This is a genomic window from Niastella sp. OAS944 (assembly GCA_024809215.1).
Classification (GTDB): Bacteria; Bacteroidota; Bacteroidia; order Chitinophagales; family Chitinophagaceae; genus Niastella.
The window spans coordinates 639,420-652,202 of record JANUBW010000003.1; the positions used below are offsets into that span (position 1 = coordinate 639,420).

The 12,783-nt window shown below is 40.7% G+C and carries 11 protein-coding genes; 7 read left to right on the top strand and 4 right to left on the bottom strand.

What is annotated here, in order from left to right; translation table 11 throughout:
- Window positions 1-575: 575 nt before the first annotated feature.
- From GGD38_RS17315 to cydB, 4 genes are all read left to right on the top strand, one after another.
- Entirely contained in the window at window positions 576-2,711 is a 2,136-nt protein-coding gene (locus tag GGD38_RS17315; protein ID WP_375297508.1) for a peptidylprolyl isomerase, read from the top strand.
- 167 nt (window positions 2,712-2,878) lie between these two features.
- Window positions 2,879-3,385, top strand: coding sequence for a DUF2480 family protein (locus tag GGD38_RS17320; RefSeq protein WP_375297509.1), 507 nt, complete (start codon window positions 2,879-2,881; stop codon window positions 3,383-3,385).
- Between the two features lie 140 nt (window positions 3,386-3,525).
- Window positions 3,526-4,935 carry a cytochrome ubiquinol oxidase subunit I gene (locus GGD38_RS17325; protein WP_375297510.1) on the top strand — a complete coding sequence of 470 codons (1,410 nt, stop codon included), beginning with the start codon at window positions 3,526-3,528 and terminating at the stop codon, window positions 4,933-4,935.
- A gap of 31 nt (window positions 4,936-4,966) precedes the next feature.
- Complete coding sequence (gene cydB / locus GGD38_RS17330; protein ID WP_375297511.1) at window positions 4,967-6,001, top strand: cytochrome d ubiquinol oxidase subunit II; 1,035 nt, start codon at window positions 4,967-4,969, stop codon at window positions 5,999-6,001.
- Between the two features lie 284 nt (window positions 6,002-6,285).
- On the opposite strand, the gene GGD38_RS17335 is transcribed toward cydB, so the two are convergent.
- The 4 genes from GGD38_RS17335 to GGD38_RS17350 all read right to left on the bottom strand — a co-directional run bounded on the left by GGD38_RS17335 (window position 6,286) and on the right by GGD38_RS17350 (window position 10,357).
- Window positions 6,286-7,281 carry a sugar phosphate isomerase/epimerase family protein gene (locus tag GGD38_RS17335; protein ID WP_375297512.1) on the bottom strand — a complete coding sequence of 332 codons (996 nt, stop codon included), beginning with the start codon at window positions 7,279-7,281 and terminating at the stop codon, window positions 6,286-6,288.
- A gap of 65 nt (window positions 7,282-7,346) precedes the next feature.
- Window positions 7,347-8,444: a magnesium/cobalt transporter CorA gene (gene corA, locus GGD38_RS17340; protein WP_375297513.1), complete on the bottom strand. Its 1,098-nt coding sequence runs from the start codon at window positions 8,442-8,444 to the stop codon at window positions 7,347-7,349.
- A gap of 103 nt (window positions 8,445-8,547) precedes the next feature.
- Window positions 8,548-9,114 carry a hypothetical protein gene (locus GGD38_RS17345; RefSeq protein WP_375297514.1) on the bottom strand — a complete coding sequence of 189 codons (567 nt, stop codon included), beginning with the start codon at window positions 9,112-9,114 and terminating at the stop codon, window positions 8,548-8,550.
- Between the two features lie 148 nt (window positions 9,115-9,262).
- A complete protein-coding gene (locus GGD38_RS17350) occupies window positions 9,263-10,357 on the bottom strand; it encodes an iron-containing alcohol dehydrogenase family protein (protein WP_375297515.1) in 1,095 nt (364 codons plus the stop codon).
- Between the two features lie 234 nt (window positions 10,358-10,591).
- Here GGD38_RS17350 and GGD38_RS17355 point away from each other — a divergent pair, with 234 nt between their 5' ends.
- From GGD38_RS17355 to GGD38_RS17365, 3 genes are all read left to right on the top strand, one after another.
- Window positions 10,592-11,224 carry a hypothetical protein gene (locus GGD38_RS17355; protein WP_375297516.1) on the top strand — a complete coding sequence of 211 codons (633 nt, stop codon included), beginning with the start codon at window positions 10,592-10,594 and terminating at the stop codon, window positions 11,222-11,224.
- A 27-nt stretch (window positions 11,225-11,251) separates the two neighbouring features.
- Window positions 11,252-11,980 (top strand): carbon-nitrogen hydrolase family protein, encoded by a 729-nt coding sequence (locus tag GGD38_RS17360; RefSeq protein WP_375297517.1) that lies wholly within the window; start codon window positions 11,252-11,254, stop codon window positions 11,978-11,980.
- A gap of 177 nt (window positions 11,981-12,157) precedes the next feature.
- Window positions 12,158-12,727, top strand: a complete 570-nt coding sequence (locus tag GGD38_RS17365; protein WP_375297518.1) for a peroxiredoxin — start codon at window positions 12,158-12,160, stop codon at window positions 12,725-12,727.
- Window positions 12,728-12,783 lie beyond the last annotated feature (56 nt).

A 12,783-nucleotide genomic window follows, 5' to 3' on the forward strand; every position in this document is an offset into this window, starting at 1 on the left:
ACCATAGTATTTATATTAATTTCTTTTTTTTATAAAATACCTATTATTATTACGCCTGTGGATTCGTGGATAAAATGACTTTCAAGAAATTTGGTAAAGTTACAACAACATGGTTATCCACGGTTTTCCACTTTCTTTCAACATTAAACAATTGTTACCTGGCTTAGGTTTTAGGCAGTTTTCCACGGCAGTGGATTAAAAAAGGCCGGGAAAAATAGAACGGTGTTCACACATAAAAAGTCTGTTAATGGATGTTGAATAACTAAGGGTTTTTATACACCGGGGGGTAGGGAAAAGTATTCATCAAAACTTATCGGCCAACTATCCACCAAAAGCAAAGTGCAAAAAACGGGGTTATCCACAGGTTTTTAGGGTTATACAGTACCCCCTGTTTGTAGTGTTTTCACGGCACCGTTCCACGATTCGTATTCATATTAAAAAAATGGAGGTTGTTCACATGGCTGTGAATGGTAGAACCTTTACTCGATGCTGGTTTTGAATGGTTTTCCACAGTTTGTTCATAAACTTTTTTCTCCTATTTTTGCCATCCTTACAAAAAGAGGTATACCTATAATATGTCAGTTATTCAAACCATCCGCGACAAAGCAGCGTGGATTATCATCGGCGCGATTGCGTTAGCCCTTATCGCCTTTATCGTACAAGACGCCCTTCAAGGTGGTAGCCGCGGATTGTTTAGCGGTAACTCTACTACCCTGGGAAAAGTTAATGGTACCAGTATCGACGTTCGCGATTTTGAGCAACGCTACAAAATGGCCGAAGAAAACTACCGCGCACAGAATTACCCCGTTAACGATCAGTTGCGCAACCAAATCCGTGAAAGCCTGTGGAACGAGTATGTAGAAGACGCGTTGATGGGCAGCGAGTATGAAAAACTCGGCATTACAGTATCTGACAAAGAAGTAGGCGATCTATTATATGGTGCCAACCCGCCTCAAATGTTAAGACAACAGTTTACCGATTCAACCGGTCAGTTCAATGCACAGATGGCTTACCAGGCTATCAAGTCATTGAAAAAAGGCTCGCCTCAATATAATAGCTTCTGGGGTGAATTTGTTCCTGCACTGGAAAAAAGCCGTCAGCGTGAGAAATTCACATCTCTCATTGGAAAAAGCATGTATGTTCCAAAATGGTTGCTCGAAAAAGCAAATACTGAGAACAGCCAACGTGCTTCTATTTCATATGTGAACGTTCCTTATTCAAGCATCTCAGATTCTACTATTAAAGTAACTGACGAAGATGTGCAGGAATATGTGAATGCACACAAAGAAACTTACAAACAGGAAAATGAACGTAGCCTGGTGTATGTAACTTTTGATGCTGCACCAAACTCAAAAGATAGTCAGGCTGTATATAATACAGTAGCTAACGCAAAAGATGCTTTGGCAAATGCCGCTACTACTGCCGATGTTCAAAATGTACTGGCAAACAATTCAAGCGAAACTCCATTCTTTGATGGTTATGTATTGAGCAGCCATATGCAAATGGCCAATGCCGATACTTTACGCAAACTAGCCGATGGCGCCGTGTTTGGTCCTTACCTCGATGGTGGTAACTATACCCTGGCCAAAATGGTTGGTCGTCGTAGCATGCCCGATAGCGTGAAAAGCCGTCACATTCTTATAAAAATTGCCGATCAGCAAGGTCAGACCAGAACCGACAGCGCTGCTAAAAAATTAATCGATAGCATTCAACTTGCTATCAGCGGTGGAGCCAGCTTCGACAGCATGGTTGTTAAATACAGCGATGATGCCGGTAGCAAAGAAAAAGGTGGTGAGTACGAATTCGGTTCTATGCAATTTTCTACCCTCAGCAAAGAATTTGCTGAAGTGATCTTCTACGGTAACACCGGCGATAAGAAAGTTGTAAAAGTTGAAAACGGTTCATACAGCGGATACCATTATATAGAAGTGCTGAGCCAGAAAAAAGTTGAAACTGCATACAAACTGGCTTACCTCAGTCGCCCGGTTGTACCTAGCGATGAAACAGTAAATACCGCCAGTGGTACAGCAGCTCAATTTGCAGCTGAGAGCCGCAACCCGAAAGATTTTGAAGCAAACGCTCAAAAAAGAAAGTTGAATGTATTATCAGCCGATGTGAAAGAATCTGATTACATGATCATGGGATTAGGTGAATCGCGCGAAATCGTTCGCTGGGCATTCAATGAAGCTAAAAAAGGAACTGTTGCCGAACATGCATATTTGGTAGGTGATAAATATGTTGTTCCTGCTGTTGCTAAGGTTTCGGAAAAAGGAACCATGTCGGTTGAAAAAGCACGTCCTTTAGTTGAGTATAAGATCAAAAACAATAAAAAAGCTGAAATCATTACCAAAAAAATTGGCAGTGCCGCTACTTTGGATGCTGTAGCACAAGCTACCGGTCAACAGGTATTGAGAGCTGACAGTGTAACTTTCAATAGCACATTTATTCCAAATGTGGGTAATGAAATGAAAGTGTTGGGTGCTTCTTTCAATAAAGAGTATCAAACAAAAATCTCTCCTGCTATAAAAGGTGAAATTGGCGTATTTGTTATTAAAGTTGATAACGTTTCTGCTGCCCCTAACCCGAACTTCGATGTGAAGGCGCAACAGGCAAACCTTCAACAACAAATGGGTGCTATGACAGGATACAGAGCAATTGAAACCCTGAAAAAAGCCGCTACCATTAAGGATAACAGAATTAAGTTCTTCTAGTCAATAGATTAACATATTAAGTGGGGTTGATAAGGAAACTTATCAGCCCCATTTGCTTTTTATAGAGGAAATTTCTATCTTATTTGTCAATATGTTAACTCGTCAACTTGTTAACTACTTAACTAAATCCTACTTACCTTTGTGTTCGTAGCGTGAAAATGAGTATTATGAGTGAAGAAATTGTAAATAAGATAGCACAGAGCCAACTGGTCACCCTCGACCTGGAAAGCTATTATCCTGCTGAAGAAATTGTGGTCTTTGACCTTAAGCCGCACTTGTTCATGGAATTGATCCTAAAGGAAAAAGAATTCCGTGCAGCATTACAAAATAACGATTGGAGTGCCTATCAAAATAAAGTGGTAGCAGTTACCTGTACGGCCGATGCTATTATTCCCATGTGGGCATATATGCTGGTTGGTTCGTACCTGCAGCCGGTTGCAAAAGATGTGATCTTTGGCGATGAACAAACTGCCCGTCAACAACTTTTTGTACGTAATATAGATGCTATAGATACGGAACCGTTTGTTGATAAAAGGATCGTTGTTAAAGGGTGTGGAGATATTCCGATAGGAGAGTTTGCTTACCTGGCTATTACAAAAAAATTAATGCCGGTAGCTAAAAGCCTTATGTATGGCGAACCTTGCAGCACTGTTCCCATCTATAAAAAGAAATAACTAACGAAAGCCGATGCCAATGCGTCGGCTTTTTTTTTGAGGCCTCCCTCCGGTCCTTTCGATTTATTGGGAGGGAGCAAGGAACATGGCATATATATTACTTGCGTAGCTTAATTATATAGAAACCAAAACCGGCCACCATGGACGTTGAAATACTAGCACGGATCCAATTCGCATTTACTATCGCCTTCCATTACATTTATCCACCCCTAAGCATTGGACTTGGTTTATTGCTTGTGGTTTTTGAGGGTTTGTACCTGAAGACCGGCAATAAAATGTATGAACAGATAACCCGTTTCTGGATCAAGATCTTTGCTCTGATTTTTGGTATTGGTGTAGCTACCGGTATTATTATGGAATTTGAGTTTGGTACCAACTGGGCTACGTATTCGAAGTATGTGGGCGATATTTTTGGCAGTGCTCTGGCGGCTGAAGGTATTTTTGCTTTTGCACTGGAATCGGGCTTTTTAGGTATTCTTATTTTTGGTTGGAACCGCGTAAGTTCAAAAGTTCACTTCTTTTCCACCGTCATGGTATTTCTTGGTTCTATGTTCTCAGCCATTTGGATTGTAGTAGCCAACTCCTGGCAACAAACCCCGGCCGGTTATCATATTGTTGGCAGTGGCATGGAAGCCCGGGCCGAGATCACAGATTTTTGGGCCATGGTATTTAACCCCTCCAGTGTTGACCGGTTAATACACGTGTGGATAGCAGCTTTTTTAGCGGGGATATTTTTAGTGCTGAGTGTAAATGCCTGGTATATTTTAAAAGGCAAACACCTTGAAATTGCAAAACCATCTTTCAAAATAGCCCTGGTGGCCGCAACTGTATTTTCACTGTTACAATTATTCGCGGGTCATAGAAGTGCTGATGTAGTTTATAAACATCAGCCGGCAAAACTAGCTGCGCTCGAAGGTCACTATGATAGCATGGCCGTGGCCGATATGTTTTTATTGGGATATGTTGATAACAAGAACCAAAAAGTTACCGGTATAAAAATTCCCGGTGGTTTATCATTTCTAACTCAATTCGATTTTAAAAAACCGGTAAAAGGTCTCAATGCTTTTAAGCCCGATGAACGACCCTCACAGGTAAATACCATATTCCAGTTCTATCATATCATGATTGGTATCGGTATGTTTATGATTGCACTAACGCTTTATGCATCATGGCTGGCCTTTAAAAATAAACTGTTTGAAAAACGATGGTTGATGTGGGTGTTTGTTTGGGCAGTGCTGGGTCCGCAAATTGCCAATCAAACCGGTTGGTTTGCTGCAGAAATGGGACGACAACCCTGGGTAGTATATGGTTTGTTGAAAACTTCCGATGCATTGTCGAAAACAGTGACTGCTAACCAGGTGGTGTTTTCACTTATACTGTTTACCGTTGTGTATATGTTGTTATTAGTATTGTTCCTTTATTTGCTGAACAAAAAAATTCAACATGGCCCTGTGGATTATGGTACCAAAGAAGATATTGATGAAGGCAGCAAGCGAGATAACCCCATTCTTGACCACTCAAACGGGCAAAATGCAGCTCCCGCTCATTAGTACCGTTTTATAAACCATAAATGAATTTACAATGGAAACATTCTTAGGACTCGATTATAACGTTTGGTGGTATTTGGTTTTCGGTGCGGTGATAAGTGGTTATGCAATACTCGATGGGTTCGATTTGGGCGCCGGGGCATTACACCTTTTATTGAATAAAGAATTAAGCCGGCGTATTGCGCTTAATGCCATTGGCCCTGTGTGGGATGGTAATGAAGTATGGCTGGTTATTGGTGGTGGCGCTTTGTTTGCCGGATTCCCTGTAGCATATGCCGCAATTTTTTCTGCTTTTTATGTTCCATTCATGATCTTCCTGGTTGGGTTGATCTTTCGTGGTGTTGCAATTGAATTTCGAAGCAAAGAACCCGGTTTATTATGGCGCAAAACATGGGACATTGTGTATTGCGTGGCTTCCATAATAATATCCTTATCGCTGGGGTTAATGCTTGGGAATGTAGCGTTAGGTATATCATTGAACGAACAAAAAGAATTCAACGGCGACTGGCTTTCGTTCTTTAATTTCTTTTCTATAATGGTGGCCATAACAACACTGGCGTTGTTTATGATGCATGGCGCTATTTATTTAGTTATGAAAACGGAGAATCGCCTGTATACTAAATTATATATACTGGCCCGGCAGTTCATCATATTCTTTGTGCTGAGTTTTGTGATCACCACGTTATACACATTATTATATGTACCGCATTTGGGTGATTTTTTCAGGGAACATCCTACATCATTTATTATACCTGTATTGATGGTATTGGCCATTGCAAATATTCCACGACAATTGAAGATTGGAAAATACCGTTATGCATTCATTAGTTCATCGGTAACCATTTCATTATTGTTAATAATGGTGGCCCTGGAGGTGTTTCCTTATTTATTGTATTCAAGAACTAATCCTGATAACAGCATAACAATTCAAAATGCTGCTGCCTCAGCCAAAACAATGAAGATACTATTGATAATTGCTCTTATAGGTACTCCACTGGTAGCTACCTATACTTCATTTGTATTTTGGACCTTTAAGGGAAAAGTAAAATTGGATGAAACCAGTTACTAGAAGAAAAATCACAAATTTCAAATCACAATATCCAAATAATAAAAGCATAAATACCAAATATCAAAAACTACAAATCATAATACATGGATGATAAGGACCTTTGGAAGTTTCAATTACAAAAAAAACTGACGCTATTTGGTGTGTTATTTTTGGTAGGAATAATTATAATTTTTGTTGCAACCTGTAACGCATAAAAATACAAATCCCAGACTCCTTATTGGAACCGGGATTTGTATTTTGGAATTTATTTGGATCTTGAGATTTGGTTCTTGGAATTTTTGCTCTTATTTCAAAGCAGCCCCAACACGTTCAAGCAAAGCCTTTGTTTTCCTGATCCCTTCTTCTTCACTTAACTTGTCGCCTTCGTATTCTATACCCATATAACCTTTAAAGCCGGCGGCTTTTACTACTTTTAGCATTCTTGCATAATCGGTTTCTATGCAATTTCCTTCTTCATCAAAATCGTGGGTTTTGGCGCTAACGCCTTTCGCATAAGGCATCATTTCGGCAACGCCTTTATAGCGATCATATTCTTCAATACATTTAGCGCCCCACATGGCGCCACCTTCACGCTTGATACAGAAATTACCAAAGTCGGGTAGCGTACCTACATTTTTTTTGTTCACTGTTTTCATTACTTTGGCCAGCCATTCCCCGTTTGACGTATAACCACCATGGTTTTCCACAATTACATTAATGCCGGTTTTGGCGGCATATTCGCCAAGCCTGCCCAGGCCATCGATGGCGGCTTTTTGCACATCTTCACTGGTGCCCACACCAAATGCATTTACGCGAATGGTTGAACAACCCAAAAATTTGGCGGCATCAACCCATTTGTAATGGTTTTCCACAGCCTGTAATCTTTTTTTATCATCCAGGTCGCCCAGCTCACCTTCACCATCGCACATGATCAGGTGATTTTTTACTCCATTATCATTGCAACGTTTTAAAAGTTCGGCAAGGTATTTCTCATCTTTTGCCTTGTCTTTGAAGAACTGGTTCACATATTCCACTACACTTATACCATAGGTATTTTTGGCTACTGAGGGAAAATCGAGATTATCCATTTCCTTTGCCCAAAGCTTTTTGTGCAATGACCATTGGGCAAGTGAAATGGTAAAGAACAACGGCGGTGCTGCTACATCGTTAGCTAACGTATGAGCATTTGTTTGAATATTGTCGTTAGTAGAAGTAATAAAAGATAATCCGGTGGAAGCGGCGCCAAAGCCGGCTGCCAGTCCACCCAATTGTTTTAAAAAATGGCGGCGATTCGAGGGCATGTGTTCGTTTTTTGGTTGTGTTGCTGAATTTACAACTTGCCCTCAATATATTAACGGGTTTCTTGTTAAAACCATCCTCTTTTTCTGAAAAGCCGTAGCATCCACAACGGTATTAATAACATTAGCCCTACAGCAATAAAAAATCCCCAATCATTATGCAGGTAGGGGATCTTATCAAAATTCATCCCAAAGATGCCGCCTATTACTGTAGCAGGAGCCATTAAGCAGGTAACGATGGCCATTACCTTCATAACCTCATTCATACGCAGGTTCACATTGTTTATATACAGGTCCTGCATACTCATTATAATATCGCGGTAGTTTTCACTTAAGTCAAAGGCCTGCACAATGTGATCGTATACGTCTTTATAATATTTTGTGTGGCGGTCTTCCAACAAATCGCTTTCGCTACGAATAATGCCATTCAGCAGATCGCGCACCGGCGCAAAATTTCTTTTTAATACGATCAGTTCTTTACGCAGTTTGTTAATACGGGCCAATGAACGGGTATTGCTGCTGCGGATCACTTCCTCTTCGAGCAACTCAATTTGTTCTCCTACTTTTTCCATTACAATAAAGTAGTTATCAACAATCATATCAAGAAGTGAATAACACAGGTAATCGGCGCCACGTTGCCTGATCTTGGCGTTAGTTATTTTTAGTCTTGTTCTTACTGGATTGAACACATCCCGTTGGGCATCTTCCTGAAAAGAGAGCACAAAATTTTTGCCCAAAATGATACTTATTTGCTCTGATTCAACCGAACTTTTCTCCTCGTTGAAATAAAGCATATTCAGCAGGCAGAAAAGTATGTTATCAACTTCGTCCATCTTCGGACGTTGGTTAATACTTAATATATCCTCTATTACCAGTGGGTGAATATCGTACCCGTTACAAATGGCTTCCACATCGGTCTTTCGTAACCCATCAATATTGATCCAGCTGATATAGTCAGTATCCTTACAATGTAAACACTCCGATACGGTTTCAACGTTATACTCCTGTATGGTAGCAGCGTTGTACTCATATACAGAGATCTTTACATCCTTGGCTTCTTCACGTGTGGGAACAATGGTAGGATTAACCTGCAATATTTCCTTGGTTCGGGCTGTGCCGAACAGGGATGGCAACATTAAATAACGCAGGTATTTCTGAGGACTCATATAACAAAAATGGCTAAAAATACTGAAATACAATACCCTTTGCCACTAATTGACTTGTTAATGGCAAAGAGTAACTGCTGCAAAAAGCATACAATTATAATAATTATTCTACGGAGTTAATGGTGAGGTCGGCGCCCAGGCTATTTCCTTCAATTTTTAGCATTACAGGAAAGGCCGCATTGTTAAGGATCCAAATTCGGGTAGATCCGGCAGCATTTTCTACAAAAAAGGCATCAACTGGTTTACCCGTTATCTTTAATTGCTGTTGCTCGTTAGGGGTTTTAACGCTAAAGCTTTGATTGTCCAGATCTATCTTTTTATCTTTTTGTAATTGGTCCCATTGGGCTTTTGAAAATACAATGGCAGTTTGGTCATCTGCCAGTACCTGCTCGGTGCCGGGCGAAGGCTGGTCCCAAAAACCTTTCAACCCGCTTTCCAGCGATTTGCTTTTCATAACCCAGGTGCCGCCACCAAAACCTTCAACATTCCAACCCATTTTAAGAAAACCGGTAGCAACAGAATCAAAAGAAAAAGTACAGGGAAAAGTTTGACCATTTAAAAAAGCTGAGTAAGCCAGTTTTGTACCTTGTTTAATAGTGGGGACATATTTATCCTGCGCCCAGGCAGAACCTGCCATTAGCAGGCAAACACCAAGAATGATTTTTTTCATATAACAGGTTTTATGTGAATTTACTGAAAAAGACCGAAGGCGTAACGCTTAATGCCCAACGCAAATACTGCCTATAAAACAAAAACGGAGTTACAAATTGCAACTCCGTTCTCGTAAAATATTACCGTTGTGATTATATAATTATTAATTACAGCTTCTCGTACAAGGCGCGTAATTTTTCGCGGGTCATAATTTTTTCCCAGTCTTTACCCAATGCATTTTCCCATAACGGTTTCATGCCCAGTGATACATTGATCATTGTATCGAACTGTTCGTCGGAAAGACCTTTACAAATACCAACAGGAATATCGATATTATTTTTCTCAACCATTCTTTTAAACTCAGCTACGCCTTCCGGGTAGTAAGGTTCAAGATGGTTCATAACAATACAATTACCAATACCATGTTTGGTGCCCAGCAAATAACTTAAGCCATAACTTACAGCGTGTGCAACGCCTACCTGTGAATAAGCGATGCTCATACCGCCGGCAAAAGATGCCATCATCAGTTTTTCGTCGCACTCAGCGTCCCAGTTATCTTTTTCAAGAAAAATGTGCTGGCATAATTGCAATGCTTTTTCGCCATACGATTTGCTGAACTCGTTCAGGTAAGTGCCTTGCAGGCTTTCAATACAATGGATATAGCAATCCATACCTGTATAAAAACGCTGGTTAACGGGTGCGTTGGCTATTAATTCGGGGTCAAGAACGATCTGGCTAAAAGGGGTGAAATCAGAGTTCATACCCAGTTTACGGGTAGGGCCGGTAAGAACTGTGGTACGTGAAACCTCAGCACCGGTTCCACTTAAAGTAGGGATACCCACTTTGTAAACGCCGGCAACTTTTACCAGGTCCCAGCCCTGATAGTCGGCCGAAGAACCAGTATTGGTCATCATTAAAGAAACCGCTTTGGCCAGGTCGAGGGTTGAGCCGCCGCCTATGCCAATAATACCGCTCACGGTGCCAAACTCATCTTTTAATTGTTTTGCCAGTTTATCAACCTGAGTTGTTTTTGGTTCATATGTAACATCTGCAAAGATCACTTTGTCCTTACCACGTAAAGGAATGCGGCTTACAAGCGATTTGCCGTCGCCGGTGGTGGCGCCGTTTTCAAAAAAATGATCTACTAGGAAGATCATGGGCGCATCGCCTTTTCTATGTGGAGCTAAAATTTCATCGAGCTGGTTAAAACTGCCGTGGCCGTATATTACATAATCGACCATTTTAAAGTTTCTGAACTTCATATGCTTACGCTAAATGATTTTTAAAAGATACTGTGATTTAGCCGTGCGAAGGTCGGAATCAATGGGCAATTGGCAATCGACAATTGTCAAATAATTCCATACACCCCCGCAAGGCCCGGGATGGTAAAAATTTTATATAAAACTGTGATTGCCAGTAAAAATTGCCTATTACAGTGGGAAAAACCTACAGCGGCACCCGGCCTGCTGCTAAAAGGAATTCGTAAATTGAGCAATATGGGTGTTATTAATAAACTGGCGTCTTCGCTTGGTAGAAGAGATGAAGTGCCAAACCAGGAGCTGGCCGCTGAAATTGCCGGCAACAATGATAAAAAAGCGGTGCAGGAACTGGTTGATAACCTAAGCAATAAAAGTAAAGACGTACAAAGCGATTGTATAAAAGTGTTATATGAGATCGCTACTCTAAAGCCTATATTGGTGGCAAACCATGTTAATAGTTTTATAGAGCTTTTGAGCAGTAAGAACAATCGCATGCAATGGGGCGCCATGACGGCCCTGCATGCTATAACCAATGAAAAACCCGATGCTGTGTATAACGCATTGCCAACGATCGTGGCTGTGGCCGATAAGGGGTCGGTAATTACCAATGACCATTGTGTGGGAATTTTAATAAAACTGGCGGCTGTAAAAAAATGTACTGAAGATGCATTTAAGCTGTTACTGGAGCGATTGAAATTATGCCCCACCAATCAATTGCCTATGTATGCAGAAAATGCATTGCCGGTTATAAATGAAAATAACAAAGCTGTTTTTATACAAACGCTATCGGCACGGCTTGCAGAAATTGAAAAAGAAACAAAACGGGCGCGGGTAGAAAAGGTGATAAAAAAGCTACAACCTAAAAAATAATTATCCTTATAAATTAAAGCTTATCCAATGAAAATAGCAGTAGCGCAAACAAAACCACTTACCGGGGATATTGAAGGTAATATTAAAAACCATATAACCCTGGCCACACGCGCCGCCGATAATGGTGCTGATATTATTATTTTCCCCGAACTGTCGTTGACCGGGTATGAACCCTCACTTGCCAAAGAACTAGCTACCGGTATTAACGACAGCCGCTTTGAAGTTCTTCAACAATTAAGCAACGAAAAGCAGATCACCATTGGTGTGGGCGTACCAACAAATGCTGAATCCGGTATTCATATTACCATGGTTTTGTTTCAGCCCAATAAACCACGGCAGGCCAACTCAAAAATGTATTTGCATGCCGATGAAGAACCCTTTTTTGTAAGTGGTGAAAATTTACAAGGCTTAATAATTAATAATACACCCATTGCCCTGGCTATTTGTTATGAGATATCTGTTCATGAACATTCGGCAAATGCCCGCAAGTCCGGTGCTGAGCTATATGTAGCCAGTGTGGCCAAAACAGTAAAAGGTGTGGAAAAAGCGTGGGCAAGCCTAAGTGAAACTGCCAGTAAATACGGGATGACCGTTTTAATGAGCAATAGTGTGGGAATGTGTGAAGATGGGCTTTGCGGTGGCAGATCTGCTGCCTGGAACAGTAAAGGAGAATTATTGGGGCATTTGAACGATACCGATGAAGGCATTATAGTACTCGATACGATTATAGATAAAATCTATCTGATTATAGAATAATACTATAAAAATCTATATCATTTTTTGGCATCTTTGCGTCACTCAACCATAGCCCATTAACGGGCATCACGATTGTTTTCCTGCCATTTTCCTGAAAGTTCAAAGCATAATGCTTAAGCATTAGCCGAAATATTAGTGCGTTTGGCGATTAGCATTCTAAAAATTTTAAATCATAATATGAGTAACAAAGTGTTGTCTATCGGAACTCAGTTCCCGGCATTTAAGAAGAAAGCGGTTGTATCTATTGAGAAAGGCAAAGAATTCATGGAATTAACAAATGAGTACGCCACTTCAAAAGGAAAATGGACAGTAATGTTCTGGTGGCCGAAAGATTTCACTTTCGTGTGTCCTACTGAAATAGCGGAGTTCAACAAAAAACACAGCGAATTTACTGACAGAGATGCCATTTTGATAGGCGCTTCAACCGATTCAGAATTTGTGCATGCAGCATGGAGAAGAGATCACAACGATTTGAAAGACCTGAAATTCCCTATGCTGGCCGATACTTCTAAATCACTGGCTGAAGAACTGGGTATTCTTGATTCTGAAGAGAAGATCGCTTACCGCGCTACCTTCATCATAGACCCACAAGGTATTGTACGCTGGGTAAGTGTATATGACCTGAATGTTGGCCGTAACGTACAGGAAGTTGTTCGTGTACTGGATGCCCTGCAAACAGACGAACTGTGTCCTTGCAACTGGCAAAAAGGTCAGGAAACATTGACCACTGCATTAAGCATGAACTAATTTTTATAGCGTAACAAAACTACGTGGTAAGGACCGGTTAAAAAGACATTACTAAA